Raw genomic sequence first — 15,929 nt, forward strand, 5'->3', positions numbered from 1 at the left:
GGTCAGCTTGGCGCCGTCATCGGCGTCACTGGCGGCAAGCTGGCCGCTGATCTTCGCGTCTTCGGTCACCGCAGCGCTGGTGGCGCTGGCGACCGGCGCATCGTTGCTGCCGGTGACGGTGATGGTGATGGTCTGCGGATCGCTCAGTGTGCCGTCGTTGTCCTTGGCCTGGTAAGTGAAGGTGACGTCGCGGCTCTGGCCGTCGGGCAGGTTGTCGAAGTCCTTGCCCGGCGTGAAGACGTAGCTGCCATCGGCGTTGAAGACTAGGGTGCCGTTGTTGGCGCCGACGTCGGTGGTCAGCTGGTAGCCGACCACTGTGCCGTCCACGTCGCTGGCCGCCGGGACCTGGCCGTTGAGTACGGTGTTCTCTTCGGTGGTGGCGCTGCCGGCGACGGCGATCGGCGCGTCGTTGGTGCCGGTCACGGTAATGGTGATGGTCTGCGGGTCGCTCAGCGCGCCGTTGTTGTCCTTCGCCTGGTAGGTGAAGGTCACGTCGCGGGTTTCGCCCTGGGCCAGGCTGTCGAAGTCCTTGCCGGGGTTGAAGACGTAGCTGCCGTCCGGGTTGAAGATCAGGCTGCCATTGCCCTGGCCGACGTCGGTGGTCAGTTGGTAGCCGGCGACGCTGCCGTCCACGTCGGAGGCGGCCGGCACCTGGCCGTTGAGCACGCTGTTCTCGTCGGTGGTCGCCGCGCCCGGCTGGGCAACCGGCGCGTCGTTGCTGCCGGTCACGGTGATAGTGATGGTCTGCGGGTCGCTCAGCGCGCCGTTGTTGTCCTTCGCCTGGTAAATGAAGGTGATGTCGCGGGTCTCGCCCTGGGCCAGGCTGTCGAAGTCCTTGCCGGGGTTGAAGACGTAGCTGCCATCCGGGTTGAAGGTCAGGTTGCCGTTGCCCTGGCCGACGCCGGTGGCCAGTTGGTAGCCGGCAACGTTGCCGTCCACGTCGGAGGCGGCCGGGACCTGGCCGTTGAGCACGGTGTTCTCTTCGGTGGTGGCACTGCCGGAGGCAGCGACCGGTGCATCGTTGGTGCCGGTCAGGGTGACGGTGAGGTTGGCGGTGCTGGTTGCGCCGTGCTCGTCGGTGACGCTGTAGGGCACCTGCACGACCAGGGTCTCGCCCTCGGCCAGGTGCTGGTAGGCCGGATCCTTGCCATCGAAGGTCCAGCTGCCGTCCGGCTTCAGGGTGAAGCCCGCCGGCGGATTGCCGTTGGTGGTGAAGGTGAGGGTGGCGCCGGTGTCGCGGTCGCTGGCCACCAGCTGGCCGCCGATCACGCTGTCCTCGTTGCCGCTGGCCTGGCCATCCTGGGCGACCGGGGTGTCGTTGGCGCCCTGGATGTTCACGGTGATGACGCGGGTGTCGGTGGCGCCGGAGGCATCGGTCACGGTGACGGTGAAGCTTTCCGTCGGGTTCTGGCCCTGGGGCAGGGCGTTCACCGCGTTGGCGTCGACCACATAGGTGTAGCTGCCGTCGGCATTGACGGTCAGTTCGCCGTAGGCGCCCTTGGCGCTACCGCTCCAGGTCAGATTGGTGTCGTCGACGTCCGTGGCGGTCAGTTGGCCCTTGATGTCGGCGAAGCTGTCGTTGGCGGCAGTGTCGGTGATGGCACTGGTATAGGTGCCTGTGGCCACCGGGGCGTCGTTCACCGGGGTAATGCCGACGTTCACCACCAGCGTGCTGGCCGCGCCACGGCTGTCGGTGACGATCACCGTGAAGCTGTCGGTGCCGTTGTAGTCGCCGTTGGGGTTGTACTGCCAGGTGCCATCGGGGTTGAGCACCAGCAGGCCGTTGGTCGGCGCCTGGCCGACGCTGTAGGCGATCAGGTCGCCGTTGCCGTCGCGGCCGGAGAAGGCACCGGTGAGCTGGGTGTCTTCGGCGGTGGTGAGGTTCAGCACGCCGTTGCTGCCGTCGGTGATCACCGGCGCCAGGTTGGGCGGCAGTTCGCCCTGGCGCTGGTCATCGCCGGCGCCTCCGTTGCCCAGGCCGTTGGTGGCATAGCCGATGTTCGCGTCGACGCGACCGGCCGTGGCGTCCAGCACCACGAAGCTGTGGCCGCCACCCACGCCGCCGTTGCCGCCCGCGGCCGAAGGCGCAGCGCTCGGGCCGGCTGCGGTGGGCGCCAGCGCCTGGGTCGGGTCGAGGCCGGCGGCGATGGCCTTTTGCAGGTCTTCGGTGCTCGGCGCGTTGACCGGCTGCGCGGCGGCGTGGTGCGCCTCGCCCTGCGGCAGGTCGGCGCTGCTCCACTGGCTGTCGCGGCCCAGGTCCACCAGCTTGCCCTTGCCGACATCGAGCGTCACCGCGCCGGAGGCGCCGGTGAGCAACTGCTCGCCCTGGTAGATGCGGTCACCTTCGACCAGGACGCGCTGGGCGCCTTCGGGGGATACCGCAATCACTTGGCCGATGATGCTTTTTACGACGGCGACGACGCTGCTCATGCACTTCTCCTGGTGAGGCTTGCCTGGTTGCCGACCGGCCGCGAGTGGGGTCGGCTCAGGAGGCATTCCCTTGTCTGTAAGAGCAAAAAGTTTGGCGTCAAAAACATGGCTTATAGCGGTTGGAAATTAGGTATATGCCAATGTATTGACCATTCGATTGCCATCCTAAACAATTGGCAAATCGATGTCACTTTGATATCGGTGGTTCGCTCAAAAAAATTTAGCGTGAAATTCATCACGCTTTTGAAGCTTTTCTTGCAGCCATTCGCCGGTCTTTTGACGCTCCTTAGCGGCAATCGAATCGCTGCGGCTATCTCACTGATAAGGATGTTTTCCTCATGCGCATGCGATTCGCCCACGCCGTACCCTTCGCCCTGGCTTTCGTCATTCCCGTTGCCCTGCCGGTGCAGGCCGACACCCTCAACCAGGCCATGCAGAAGGCCCTGGAGTACCACCCGGAAGTCCAGGCCGGGGTGAACTCGCGCCTGGCGGCAGACAAGCAACTACGTGCGGCGAAGGGTGGCTACCTGCCGTCCGTCGACCTGACCGCCGGCTATGGGCGGGAAGGCTCCGACAACACCACCACCCGTGGCCAAGGCGACCATTGGGAAACCCTGAACCGTGGCGAATCCAACCTCGCCCTGCGCCAGATGGTGTTCGACGGCTTCGCCACCTCCAGCGAGGTCGGCCGCCAGCAGGCCAACGTCAACTCCCGCGCCTACGCGTTGCTGGGCACCTCCGAGCGCACCGCGCTGGACGTCGCGCAGGTCTACACCGACGTGCTGCGTCGTCAGGAAATGGTTCGTCTGGCCGAGGAAAACCTCAAAAGCCACCAGCGCGTCTACGACCAGATCAGCCTGCGCAGCGCCCGTGGTGTTGGCCGTCTCGCCGACCAGGACCAGGCCGAGGCCCGCCTGGCCCAGGCGCAGAACAACCTGATGACCGAAAAGACCAACCTGGCCGACGCCCGTACCAACTACTACAGCGTGGTGGGCAGCGATCCGGTGGAGCTGAGCGAGCCGACCGGTCTGGTCGGCCAGCTGCCGGAAGACCTGCAGGCCGCTCGCCGCCAACTGGTGGAGAACAGCCCGATCCTGCGCTCCGCGGAATCCGACGTGGCCGCCGCCGAGAAGCAGTACGACGCGGCGAAATCGACCTTCTATCCGAGATTCGATGCAGAACTTTCCCGAGGTGCCGATAACAACCTCGACGGAGAAGAAGGCCACAACAACGAATGGCAGGCCATGTTGCGCATGCGCTACAACCTGTTCGCCGGTGGCAGCAACAAGGCCGAGCTGGAAGCCAAGTCCTATCAGGCGAACCAGGCCCTGGATATCCGCAACAACGCCCTGCGTCAGTTGAACGAGGAACTCGGATTGTCCTGGAACGCCCTGAACAACGCCCGCGACCAGTTGCCGATCGCCCGCCAGTACGTGGACTACAGCACCCGCGTGCGCGAGGCCTACCAGAAGCAGTTCACCATCGGCGAGCGTACCCTGCTCGACCTGCTGGACAGCGAGAACGAGCTGTTCAACGCTTCGCGCCGCCTGGTCGACCTGAAGTACACCGAGCTGTTCACCCAGTACCGCATCAAGGCCACCCTGGGCGAACTGCTCAAGAGCCAGGGCGTGGTCGCGCCGATGGCCGCGGTGGCTTCCGAAGACATCAAGCCGAAAGTCCAGCTGCCCGGCCTCAACTAACCTGCCCGAGAGAGCATCCGCGTGGATCAAGAAGTCAGCGCCGTACCCCTAAGCCACGATCCGCGCGGTCTGCTGGATGACCCGCTGCTGGACAGCCTGCTGACGCTCTGTCAGCTGCACCAGAAGCCGGCCAGCCGCGCCATGCTCACCAGCGGCCTGCCGCTGCCCGGCCAGCGCCTGTCCGCCGAACTGCTGCCCCGCGCAGCGGCTCGCGCAGGCCTGCAGGGGCGCCTGCTGCAGCGCAGGCTGGAGCAGATTCCCGCACTGGCGATGCCCGCCATGCTGCTGCTGCGCGAAGGGCGCTGCGCGGTGCTGCTGGGCTGGGAGAGCAACGGCGATGCGCGCCTCTTGCTGTCGGAAAGCGACGGCGGCGAAGTGCGTGTCAGCCGCGAACTGCTGAGCGAGGACTACGCCGGCCAGGCCTTCTTCGCCCAGCCGCAGCACAAGTTCGACCTGCAGCACGGCGAGCTGATCCCGCGCGCCAAGAGCTGGTTCCGCGACACCCTCAAGCGCTCGCGCTGGCTGTATGTCGACGCCGTGGCCGCCAGCCTGCTGATCAACCTGATCGCCCTGGCCGCGCCGCTGTTCGTGATGAACGTCTACGACCGCGTGGTGCCCAACCAGGCCGCCGCCACCCTCTGGGTGCTGGCCATCGGCATCAGCGGCGCCTACCTGTTCGACCTGCTGCTCAAGACCATGCGCGGCCTGTGCCTGGACCTGGCCGGCAAGAAGACCGACCTGATCATCTCGGCGACGCTGTTCGAGCGCATCGTCGGCATGAGCATGAAGTACCGCCCGGCGCGGGTCGGTTCGTTCGCCCAGAACATCCACGAATTCCAGACGCTGCGCGACTTCCTCAACTCGCTCACGCTCACCACCCTGATCGACCTGCCGTTCACCCTGCTGATCCTGCTGGTGATCGGCATCATCGGCGGGCCGCTGGTGTTCGTCCCGCTGGTGGCCTTCCCGTTGGCCGCGGGCCTGGGCTGGCTGCTGCAGAAGCCGCTGGTGGAGACCATGAACCGCACCATGGCGCTGGCCGCCGAGCGCCAGTCCAGCCTGATCGAGACCCTCGCCAGCATCGACGCGGTGAAGGTCAACAACGCCGAGAGCGAGCGCCAGTACCTCTGGGAGCAGACCATCGGCACCCTCAGCCGCCTGGAGTTGCGGGTCAAGCTGCTGTCCACCCTGGCGATGAACATCACGGTGCTGATCCAGGCACTGGCCGGGGTCATCATGATCATCGGCGGCGTCTACCTGATCATCGCCGGCGACCTGTCCATGGGCGGCCTGATCGCCTGCTACATGCTCAATGGCCGCGCCCTCGGCCCGCTGACCCAGCTCTCCGGGCTGATCCAGCGCTACCAGCAGGCGCGCCTGTCCATGGCCACCACCAACCAGATGATGGAGCTGCCCCAGGAGCGCAACGCCGACGAGCGTCCGCTGACCCGCTCGCAACTGCGCGGCGGCATCGAAATGCGCGGCCTCGACTTCGCCTACCCGAACCAGCAGGTGGCGGCGCTGCACGGCATCAACCTGCAGATCCGCGCCGGCGAAAAAATCGGCATCATCGGCCGCAGCGGCTCGGGCAAGAGTTCGCTGGCCAAGCTGATCGTCGGCCTGCACCAGCCCGAGAATGGCAACCTGCTGGTGGACGGCGCCGACGTGCGCCAGCTGGACATCAGCGAGCTGCGCCACAACATCGGCTACGTGCCGCAGGACATCAGCCTGTTCAGCGGCACCCTGCGCGACAACCTGGTCAGCGGCGCCCGCTACATCGATGACGAACGCGTACTGGAAGTGGCCGAGCTGACCGGCGTCAACGAGTTCGTCCGCCTGCACCCGCAGGGCTATGAGCTGCAGGTCGGCGAGCGCGGCCACAACCTCTCCGGCGGCCAGCGGCAGAACGTCGCCCTCGCACGCGCGCTGCTGCTCGACCCGCCGATCCTGCTGCTGGACGAACCCACCAGCGCCATGGACAACGCCGGCGAAGAGCGTCTGAAACAGCGCCTGCAGGCGATCATGGGCGAGAAGACACTGCTGCTGGTCACCCACCGCGCCTCCATGCTCAGCCTGGTGGATCGCCTGGTGATCATCGACAAGGGCCGCATCATCGCCGACGGTCCGAAGGACGTGGTCATGGATGCACTGAAGAAGGGGCAGATCAGTGTCGCTTAATCCTCTGGGCAATATCCGCCACTCGGTCCGTGGCTATTTCAAGGGCGGCGACAATCTCTCCGGCCAGCCGCTCCCGGAAGTCAGCAAGGCGCTGATCGAGGATGCGCCTCGCGTGGTGCGCCTGACCATCTGGATCCTGATCGGCTTCGTTGCCTTCCTGCTGCTCTGGGCGCATTTCGCGCAGATCGACGAAGTCACCCGAGGCGAGGGCAAGGCGATTCCCTCGTCCAAGGTGCAGAAGATCCAGAACCTGGAAGGCGGCATCGTCTCGCAGATATTCGTCCATGAAGGGCAGGTGGTGCAGGCCGGCGAACAGCTGATGCGCCTGGACCCGACACGCTTCCAGTCCAACGTCGGCGAGACCGAGGCCGACCGCCTGGCGATGTTCCTGCGCGTGGAGCGTCTCTCCGCCGAGGTGGAAGACCGTCCGCTGAACATCCCCGCCGACGTGCGCGCCAAGGCTCCCGGCCAGGCGAGTAGCGAAGAGGCGCTGTTCCACAGCCGCCAGCAGCAGCTCAAGGACGAAACCGACGGCCTGCAGCAGCAACTGGTGCAGAAACAGCAGGAGCTACGCGAGTTCGTCTCCAAGCAGGCGCAGTATCGCAACAGCCTGAACCTGCTGCGCGAGGAAATCTCCATGTCCGCGCCGCTGGTGGCCCAAGGCGCCATGTCCCAGGTGGAACTGCTGCGCCTGAAGCGTTCGGAAGTGGAGAACCGCGGCCAGCTCGATGCCACCACGCTGGCCATCCCGCGGGCCGAGGCGGCGGTGAAGGAAGTCGAGCGCAAGGTCGCCGAGACCCAGTCGCGCTTCCGCAGCGACGCGCTGAAGGAACTCAACGAAGCGCGCACCGAACTGAGCAAGGCCACGGCCACCGGCAAGGCGCTGGAAGACCGCGTCAGCCGCACCCTGGTCACCTCGCCGGTGCGCGGCATCGTCAAGCAGCTGCTGGTGAATACCATTGGCGGCGTGATCCAGCCGGGCAGCGACCTGATCGAAATCGTCCCGCTGGACGACACCCTGCTGGTGGAAGCGCGCATCCGCCCGCAGGACATCGCCTTCCTGCGCCCCGGCCAGCACGCCATGGTCAAGTTCACCGCCTACGACTACACCATCTACGGCGGCCTGCAGGCGGACCTGGAGCAGATCGGTGCCGACACCGTCACCGACGACGACGGCAACAGCTTTTACCTGATCAAGCTGCGCACCCGCAAAAGCCACCTGGGCACCGACGACAAACCGCTGCTGATCATCCCCGGGATGATCGCCACCGTGGACATCATGACCGGCAAGAAAAGCATCCTCAGCTACCTGCTCAAGCCCATCCTGCGGGCCAAGGCGGAGGCGCTGCGGGAGCGGTGATCCGGGCGGCATGGCGAAAACGCAAGCGAGTCGGAGTTTCTGCGGGAATCGGCTCGCTTTTCTCGGGAAGCGCCGGCAAGCTTGAGCTCTTTGCGTTTTGGTTCATCAGGAGCTTGATCATGAAAGGGAATTTGCCGCTGGCCTTGTCTTTACTCGTTGCGCTGGGAGCGCCCACGGTTTTCGCCGAGGAGGCTGCAACCGGTTCCAGCGCCCTCAAGGATTCCGCCAAGGCGGCCGTATCCTCGGCCATTTCCGCTGGCAAGAATCTGCTGGGGGGAGTTTCCGACGGCGTCACCGAAGGTCGAGAGTCCGCCCAGGGTAGCGATGGTTCCATCGTCGTCTCCAGCCTGGCGCAAATGGACGGTCAGGTCAGCGTTCAGTTGCTCAAGGTCGAACCAGGCGAGGATGGCAACCTGGTTGCCACGCTCGGGTTCAAGAACGCCACCGGGAAGCCGCTGCGCCTGATCAACCTGCGTCAGACCGGCGCGTTGCTGGCCATCGATCAGGAGGGTTACTCCAGCGCGCCTTTACCCGGTGCGATCAATCCGGATGACGTGACCATCCCGGCGAACACCGGAGTGCGGCAGAAGTTCGTGTTCGATGGTCCGACTGCTGCGGTGCAGTCGATCCGCCTTTGGGGACGCGATTTCGCCGTCAAGCCATAATCCCCATGGCGCCTGGAAGCCCCGCATTCGAGCGGGGCTTTTTGTTTTTCAATACGCCACGGTAAACCGCTGCTGGCGGTGGTTGGCCTGCTCGGCCTCGTCGATCATCGCCACTGCCAGGTCCGGCAGGGAGATGCGGCTTTCGCCGTTGCCATCGAACAGCACCTGGTCACCGCCGACGCGGAAGCTGCCGGTACGGGTTTCGCCGTCGAGCAGCATGGCCGGGCTGAGGAAGGCCCAGTCCAGGCCCTTCTCCGCGCGCAATTGGTCCAGCGCATCGGCCGCGCCCAGCGCGCCCTGTTTCCACTGTTCGGGGAATTCCGGACTGTCCACCAGGCGCTGGCCGGGGGCGATTTCCAGGCTGCCGGCGCCGCCGAGCACCAGCAGGCGCTTCACGCCGGCGGCCTTCACGCCGTCGAGGATGGCTCGGCTGCCCCTGGCGTGGGCGCCACGGATGTCCGGGTTGCCCCAGCCGGCGTTGAACGCGCTGATCACAGCGTCCTGGCCGGCGACGGCACGGGCGACCTGGGCCGGGTCGTAGACGTCGGCCTGGACCACCCTGAGATTGTCACGCACCGGCAGTTTCGCCGGGTCGCGCACCAGCGCAGTCACCTGGTGGCCGCGGCGCAGGGCTTCTTCGAGGAAGTAATGGCCGACGTGGCCGGTGGCGCCGATCAGGGCAATGTTCATGCAATCACCTTTTCGTGGGAGGAGGTGCCGGACTCAGGTCGGTGAGGCCGGCAGGTGTTGCATCTTCGGCCGAGCGCGACGGGGGATAAAGCCACGCCCGCGCCATGCACTCGTAAGCCTGGCTTCACAATCGGCTCAGTGATTGAAGAGCTTCTGCACCACGGAGAAGTCCTGCTCGCCATGCCCCTGCTTGACCAGCAGGCGGTACAGCGCCAGGGCCAGGCTGCCCATGGGCGTGCTGTTGCCGCTGACCTGCGCGGTCTCCTGCGCCAGGCCCAGGTCCTTGGTCATCAGCGCGGCCATGAAGCCGCCGGCATAGCCGCGGGAGGCGGGGGCGTTCTCCATCACGCCGGGCCACGGGTTGTAGACCTCCAGCGCCCAGTTGCCGCCGGAGCTGCGCCGCATGATCTCCGACAGTACCACCGGGTCCAGGCCATTGGCGGCGCCTAGGGCGAGGGATTCGGCGGTGCCGATCATCAGCACGGCGAGCAGCTGGTTGTTGCACACCTTGGCCACTTGCCCTGCACCGTCGCCGCCGGCGTGGAAGATGTTCCGGCCCATGGCGGAGAACACCGGGCGTGCGCGTTCGAGCACCTGGGCGTCGCCGCCGACCATGAAGGTCAGGGTGCCGGCGATGGCACCGCCGGTACCGCCGGAGACGGGGGCGTCGAGCATGGGGATCTTCAGTTCGGCAGCAGCCTGGTGGACTTTGCGCGCCGAGGCGGGAGCGATGGTGGAGCACTCCAGCACCAGGGTGCCGGGGGCGATGTGCGCGAGCAGGCCCTCGTTGCCGAGGTACAGCCCCTCGACGTGCTGGCTGGCCGGCAGCATGGTGACCACTATATCGGCGCCATCCACCGCGTCGTGGGCGCTGCGGGCGGCACTGGCCCCCTGGGCGACCAGGCCGTCGATGGCGCTCTGCACCAGGTCGAACACGCGCAGCAGGTAGCCGGCCTTGATCAGGTTGGCGGCCATGGGGGCGCCCATGTGGCCGAGGCCGATGAAGGCGATGGTTTGCATGCTGGTTTCCTCCTGTTGGACCGCAGATCGTTCCGGCGCCAGGAGAGAAGCCATGCCGGCTCAGGGCGGCAGCTCTCGTAGGGCGCATAATGCGCGAGCGTTATCCGCCGCCCAGGTGGGCGGCGGATAACCTGTTCCAGGTTATGCGCCCTACGCTGCGGCAGGGGACGGCAGGGGCTACAGGTCCGCCAGCGGATGCTCGCCCTCCCAGGTCGCGTCGAAGTGCGCATTCACCACTGCATCAGGTATGGCAGCGATATCCGGCCAGTGCCAGTGCGGGGTGTTGTCCTTGTCGATCAGCCGCGCCCGCACGCCCTCGGGGAATTCCGGGTGGCGGCAGCAGTTCAGGCTCATCGCGTACTCCATGCGGAACACCTCGGCAGTCGACAGATGGCGCGCGCGGCGGATCTGTTCCCAGACCAGATGAGCGGTCAGCGGGCAGCCGGCAGCCAGCGTCTTCGCGCCCCGGGCGATCAGCGCGTCCTCGTCGTTGGCCAGGGCGGTCAGCGCGTTCCAGGCCTCGGCGACGTTGGCGCAGTCCAGCACTGCGTCCAGGCGCGCGCGGCGCGGCAGCAGCTGGGCCTCGGGCATCTCGCCGCGGGCCTCGTGTTCCAGTGCCTGGAGCAGGCTGTGCAGCTGCACGTCGGCCTGTTCGCGCCAGTTCAGTTGCACCAGGCCTTCGATCAGGTCTTCCTGCTGGGTGTCGAGCAGGAAGCGATCAGCGAGGTCCAGGTCCAGCGCGTCGCGGGCGTTCATCTGGGTGGCGGTCAGCCCGAGGAACAGGCCGAGGCGGCCGGGAAGACGGGCGAGGAACCAGCTCGCGCCGACATCCGGGTACAGGCCGATGTTCACCTCCGGCATGGCCAACCGGCTGCTCGGCGTGACGATGCGCACTCCGGCGCCCTGCATCAGGCCCATGCCGCCGCCCATCACGTAGCCGTGGGCCCAGCAGATCAGCGGTTTGGAATAGGTGTGGATGAGGTAGTCCAGGCGGTACTCGTCGGCGAAGAAGCGGCGGGCCAGCTCCGGCACTTCACCGGGTTGCGCGCGGCAGGCGTCGACCAGCTTGCGCACGTCGCCGCCGGCGCAGAAGGCCTTGCCGCCGTTGCCGCGCAGCACCACGCAGGCGATCTGCGCATCGTCCTGCCAGACGCGCAGCTGGTGGTTCATCGCCTCGATCATCGGCAGGCTCAGGGCGTTCAGGCTCTTCTCCGCGTCCAGCGTCACCACGCCGATGCGGTAGCCGTGCAGGCCGGGGCGTTCCTCGAACATCACATTCATCGTCGGGGCCTTATTGGTTGCGCCAGTGCGGATCGCGTTTTTCCAGGAAGGCGTTCACGCCTTCGCGGGTGTCGTCGGCGTCGAACAGGTCGACGAAGCGCTCGCGCTCTTCCGGCAGCCAGGTGGTCGGGCCGCGTTCGCGGGCGCCCTGGATCAGCGGCTTGATGGTGCGCACCGCCACCGGGCTCTGGCGGGCGACCTTGGCCGCCAGCAGCAGGGCGGTGCCGCGGGCTTCGCCGGTGTCCACCACCTGCTCGACCAGGCCGATGCGCAGCGCGGTGTCGGCGTCGACGCGCTCGCCGCAGAGGATCATGCGCTTGGCCCAGCCTTCGCCGACCAGCCACGGCAACGCCTGAGTGCCGCCGGCGCAGGGCAGCAGGCCCACGGCGGCTTCGGGCAGGGCCATCTGCGCCTGGCGCTCGGCGATGCGGATGTCGCAGGCCAGCGCGCATTCCAGTCCACCGCCCATGGCGTAGCCATTGATCGCGGCGATGGATACGCCACGGAAGTCGCGCAGCGCCTCGAAGGCTTCGCCGAAGCGGCGGGCCATCTCGCGGGCACGGGCCTTGTCGCCGTCGGCGAACATGTTCAGGTCGGCGCCGGCGGAGAAGAATTTCGGGCCCTGGCCAGTCACCACCAGGGCGTAGATGTCGTCGTCGCGGTTCAGATGTTCGATCACCTGGCGCAGGCCGATCAGCGAGTCGCGGTCCCAGGTGTTGGCCGGCGGGTGGTTGATGGTGATCAGCGCGGTATGGCCGTGCTTTTCCACCGTCAGCTTGTGGGTCAGGTCGAAGACTCCGGGCTTGTAGGGCTCGAGGGCGTTACTCATGGGCATCTCCTTGTCGGTCATGGACATGGACTCTAGGTGTGCGCGGCGGCACGCGTCCATGTCCGATCTGTTCAGTTGGTGCCCAGTTTGCGGGCGGTTTTTCCAGTTTGTGCGGGATTTCCCTCTCCCCCGCCCTCTCCCTGAAGGGAGAGGGAGCCATCCGGTGTTTCGAGGTTGCTTTGGATTCGGCCGGCGAGCACCGAGCTTCCAAAGCGCATGGGACGGTCCCCTCTCCCTTCAGGGAGAGGGTTAGGGAGAGGGTCCTGCGCGCTTACTCCAGCGTTGCATGATGGTCACAGCAGGCGATCCAGCATCCCGCCCTGTTCCAGCAACCGGCGGGCGACGATCACCCGCATGATCTCGTTGGTGCCTTCCAGGATCTGGTGCACGCGGCTGTCGCGCACCCAGCGTTCCAGCGGGTAGTCGTTGAGGTAGCCATAGCCGCCGTGCAGCTGCAGCGCCTCGTTGCACAGGGCGAAGCAGCGGTCGGTGGCGAATCGCTTGGCCATGGCGCAGTACAGGGTTGCCTCGCCATCCTTGTGGTCCAGCTTGTGCGCGGCCAGGCGCACCATCTGCCGGCTGGCGGTAAGGTCGGTGAGCATGTCGGCAAGCTTGAATTGCAGGGCCTGGAATTCCGCCAGCGCCTTGCCGAACTGCTTGCGTTCCTCCACATAGCGCAGCGACTGCTCCAGCGCCGCCTGGGCCGCGCCGAGGGAGCAACTGGCGATGTTCAGGCGACCGCCATCCAGGCCCTTCATGGCGTAGACGAAGCCCTGGCCTTCCGGACCGATGCGGTTGCCGGCGGGGATGCGCACGCCTTCGAAGGTGATGGTGCGGGTCGGTTGGGCCTTCCAGCCCATCTTGTCTTCGTTGCGTCCGTAGCGGATGCCCTCGGCGTTGGCCGGCACGAGGAAGCAGGAGATGCCCTTCGCGCCTTCCTCCCCGGTACGTGCCATGACGATCAGCACGTCGGTGGAGCCGGCGCCGGAGATGAAGGTCTTGGCGCCATCGAGCACATAGTCGTCGCCGTCGCGTTTGGCGCGGGTGCGCAGGCGCGCGGCGTCGGAGCCGGCGTCCGGTTCGGTCAGGCAGTAGGAGGCAAGCAATTCGCCGCCGATCAGCCCCGGCAGCCACTGCTCCTTGAGCGCGGCGTCGCCGAAGCTTGAGAGCATCCAGCTGGCCATGTTGTGGATGGTCATGTACGCGGTGGTGGCGACGCAGCCGGCGGCCAGCTGCTCGAAGATCAGCGAAGCGGAGAGGCGCGACAGGCCCAGGCCGCCGTCTTCCTCGGCGATGTACAGGCCCAGGTAGCCCTGCTCGGCGGCGCGGCGGATCACTTCCACCGGGAAGTGGTGCTGGCGGTCCCAGTCGGCGGCGTGGGGCGCCAGTTCACGGCTGGCGAACGCGCGGGCGCTCTCCACCAGCAGGCGTTGTTCTTCGGACAGATCGAAATGCATGCAGCTACCTCTGTTTGTTCTTGTTGGCTACCGCTTCGCGCTTGTGGCGCGCGCGCTCCTGGGCGAAGAGGCTCTTGGGTAAAGAGTCCTTCGGTTATAGCCGTTGCGCCGGCTGCTGTGGATTGACGATCTTGTGCTGGAGATGGACGATCTTGGCATTGCAGATCCCGGATGCCTGCTCATGTCCCGTCCACTGATTTCCACCTGGCCGCTGCCGCAGCAGGGCGTGCGCTTCATCACCCCACCGCGCCTGCGCCGCGCGCTGGATCGCCATCCGCTCGGCCAGGCCTGCTATCCGTTGGCCCTGGGCTACTACCCGGCGGCGGTGGGGCACCGCATGGAGCGGGAAGACCCGGATGATCACCTGCTGATCTACTGCAGTGCCGGGCAGGGCTGGCTGGAAACGGCGGATGGACGATTCGAGGTCGCCGGCGGCGATCTGCTGGTGCTGCCCAAGGGGCGCGCCCATGCCTACGGGGCCGACCCCCAGCGACCCTGGTCGATCTTCTGGGTGCACCTGGAAGGCCGGCTGGCCGAGGACTTCCTGCGCCCGCTGGGCAAGTCGCCGCGCCTGCGCGTGGGGGTGCAGCCGCGCCTTCTGGGAGAGTTCGACGCGCTATTGGCGCTACGCCGGCAGGGCCTGAGCCTGCCACACTTCATCCATGCGGCGCATCTGCTGCAGAGCCTGCTGACCTCGCTGGCCCTGCGCCCGGCGCGGGCGCGGCTGAAGTCCGGGCGGGTGCTGGACGTGGAAGCGGTGCAGGCGATGATGCGCGAGCACCTGCACGATGCGCTGAACCTCGATGAGCTGGCCGCGCAGTTCCGCCTGTCGCGCTTCCACTTCGCCAAGACCTATCGCGCGCTGACCGGCCAGGCGCCGATCCAGGATTTCATCCGCCTGAAGATGACCCACGCCTGCCGACTGCTCGACCAGGGCAACCTGGAAGTGCGCCAGGTCGCCGAGCAGCTCGGCTATGCCGATGCCTATTACTTCTCGCGGCTGTTCAAGCGCGTGGTAGGCATGGCGCCCAGCCACTACCGGGCATTGCATACCGGCTGAGTCATTGCAGGGTCAGCGGCTTGCCCGCGGCGCGGCGCTCGGCCTGCCATTCGGCGAGAGTCGGGGCCGCCTCGGGGCCGTCCATGTGCTCGACGATCTCGAAATAGTCCTGGTGCAGCGGGCTGCGCATCACTTCGTCGCGCGGTTTCACCTTCACCACGTAGACGCGCTGGATGTTCTGGTGGTCGAAGTCGCGCCATTGCTGCTCGCCCTTGAGCAGGCTGTAGCGATGGCCTTCCAGCGCCTTCACCAGCGCATCGCTGTCCAGGCTGCCGCTGCGCTTGGCAGCGTCGGCCCACTGGTAGACGATGCTGTAGGCCGAGGCGGCGGAGCTGGCGGGATAGACGCCGTAACGCTGGGTGAAATCGCGCACGAAGGCCTGTCCGCGCGCCGAGCCTTCGCGCGCGGGCACCTGCCAGGTCCAGGGTTCGGTGCCGATCACGCCTTGCATCAGGCCGGGGCCGGCCAGCTCGACCATGCTCTGGGTGAGGTTGGGTGCGATGATCTGGTGGTTGCGCGTCAGGCCCAGTTCGTCGGCGATGCGCATGGCGTGCACCAGGTCCTCGCCGAACAATGCCAGGACCAGCACGTCGGCCTTGCTCGCGGCGGCCTGGGTCAGCGCATCGCGGTAATCGGAAAGGCGCGCGCCGGGGAAGGGCACCTTGATCGACGGATGCCGCGCGGCGTCCTCGGTGCCGGTGTAGTGGCGCAGCGAGCTTTCGGTGGTCAGGCCCCAGGTGTAGTTGGCGGTGACGTAGAAGTAGCGCTTGCCCGGCAGCGTGCGGCCCAGGTAGCTGCCCAGGGCGCGGGCGCTCATCCAGGCGCTGTTGCACTCGCGGAACATGTAGCGCTGGCCGTCCTTGCCGGTGGTGTCGTTGGAATAGGTGAGGGTGCCGAAGTACAGCAGCTTCTTCTGCGCCGCCCTCTCGCCAGCGGCAATGGCCACCGCGCTGGAGGCGCCGCCGAAGAACATCGCCGCGCCGTCGGCGGCCATGGCGTCGATATTGCGCAGGGCCTTTTCCGGACGCGAGGCGTCGTCCTTGCTCAGCAGATGCAGCGGCCGGCCGAGCACACCGCCCTGGGCGTTGATCTCGTCGATGGCCAGCAGCGCGCCGCGCATCTGCGCGAGACCTTCTTCCTTGTAGGAGCCGGTGCGGGGGTAATTGAGGCCGAGGTTGATCGGTTCGGCGGCTTGCGCCAGGCAGCTGAGGGTAGCCACCAGCGAGAGTGCGGCAGTCAGAAAGCGCATGTTCGTTCCC

General features: G+C 66.7%; 12 protein-coding genes. 5 read left to right on the forward strand and 7 right to left on the reverse strand.

Going from position 1 to position 15,929, the window contains the following annotated elements; all coding sequences use genetic code 11:
- Positions 1 to 2,430: retention module-containing protein (locus tag C167_RS32075; RefSeq protein WP_017516629.1), on the reverse strand; the 2,430-nt coding region annotated here is incomplete at its 3' end.
- A gap of 338 nt (positions 2,431 to 2,768) precedes the next feature.
- On the opposite strand from C167_RS32075, the gene C167_RS0102165 reads away from it, so the two are divergent.
- The 4 genes from C167_RS0102165 (at position 2,769) to C167_RS0102180 (ending at position 8,333) form a co-directional block, all read left to right on the forward strand.
- Positions 2,769 to 4,130, forward strand: coding sequence for a TolC family outer membrane protein (locus C167_RS0102165; RefSeq protein WP_017516630.1), 1,362 nt, complete (start codon positions 2,769 to 2,771; stop codon positions 4,128 to 4,130).
- 21 nt (positions 4,131 to 4,151) lie between these two features.
- Entirely contained in the window at positions 4,152 to 6,308 is a 2,157-nt protein-coding gene (locus C167_RS0102170) for a type I secretion system permease/ATPase (protein ID WP_017516631.1), read from the forward strand.
- Positions 6,298 to 7,668 (forward strand): HlyD family type I secretion periplasmic adaptor subunit, encoded by a 1,371-nt coding sequence (locus C167_RS0102175; protein ID WP_017516632.1) that lies wholly within the window; start codon positions 6,298 to 6,300, stop codon positions 7,666 to 7,668. The genes C167_RS0102170 and C167_RS0102175 overlap by 11 nt, the downstream gene beginning before the upstream one ends.
- A gap of 119 nt (positions 7,669 to 7,787) precedes the next feature.
- Entirely contained in the window at positions 7,788 to 8,333 is a 546-nt protein-coding gene (locus tag C167_RS0102180; protein WP_017516633.1) for a hypothetical protein, read from the forward strand.
- 48 nt (positions 8,334 to 8,381) lie between these two features.
- Here the strand turns inward: C167_RS0102180 and C167_RS0102185 are convergent, their stop codons facing one another.
- From C167_RS0102185 to C167_RS0102205, 5 genes are all read right to left on the reverse strand, one after another.
- Positions 8,382 to 9,023, reverse strand: a complete 642-nt coding sequence (locus C167_RS0102185; protein WP_017516634.1) for an NAD(P)-dependent oxidoreductase — start codon at positions 9,021 to 9,023, stop codon at positions 8,382 to 8,384.
- 135 nt (positions 9,024 to 9,158) lie between these two features.
- Positions 9,159 to 10,043, reverse strand: coding sequence for a 3-hydroxyisobutyrate dehydrogenase (gene mmsB, locus C167_RS0102190; RefSeq protein WP_017516635.1), 885 nt, complete (start codon positions 10,041 to 10,043; stop codon positions 9,159 to 9,161).
- 177 nt (positions 10,044 to 10,220) lie between these two features.
- Entirely contained in the window at positions 10,221 to 11,324 is a 1,104-nt protein-coding gene (locus C167_RS0102195; protein WP_017516636.1) for an enoyl-CoA hydratase/isomerase family protein, read from the reverse strand.
- A gap of 10 nt (positions 11,325 to 11,334) precedes the next feature.
- Positions 11,335 to 12,153, reverse strand: coding sequence for an enoyl-CoA hydratase (locus C167_RS0102200; protein ID WP_026078752.1), 819 nt, complete (start codon positions 12,151 to 12,153; stop codon positions 11,335 to 11,337).
- Positions 12,154 to 12,446: 293 nt separating this feature from the next.
- Positions 12,447 to 13,610 carry an isobutyryl-CoA dehydrogenase gene (locus C167_RS0102205; protein ID WP_017516638.1) on the reverse strand — a complete coding sequence of 388 codons (1,164 nt, stop codon included), beginning with the start codon at positions 13,608 to 13,610 and terminating at the stop codon, positions 12,447 to 12,449.
- Between the two features lie 181 nt (positions 13,611 to 13,791).
- Here C167_RS0102205 and C167_RS0102215 point away from each other — a divergent pair, with 181 nt between their 5' ends.
- Positions 13,792 to 14,670 (forward strand): AraC family transcriptional regulator, encoded by an 879-nt coding sequence (locus C167_RS0102215; protein WP_026078753.1) that lies wholly within the window; start codon positions 13,792 to 13,794, stop codon positions 14,668 to 14,670.
- Position 14,671: 1 nt separating this feature from the next.
- Here the strand turns inward: C167_RS0102215 and C167_RS0102220 are convergent, their stop codons facing one another.
- Positions 14,672 to 15,919 carry an ABC transporter substrate-binding protein gene (locus C167_RS0102220; protein ID WP_017516640.1) on the reverse strand — a complete coding sequence of 416 codons (1,248 nt, stop codon included), beginning with the start codon at positions 15,917 to 15,919 and terminating at the stop codon, positions 14,672 to 14,674.
- Between the last annotated feature and the right edge of the window lie 10 nt (positions 15,920 to 15,929).

Origin of the sequence: Pseudomonas nitroreducens TX1, assembly GCF_000313755.1 — a bacterium.
GTDB lineage: Bacteria > Pseudomonadota > Gammaproteobacteria > Pseudomonadales > Pseudomonadaceae > Pseudomonas > Pseudomonas nitroreducens_A.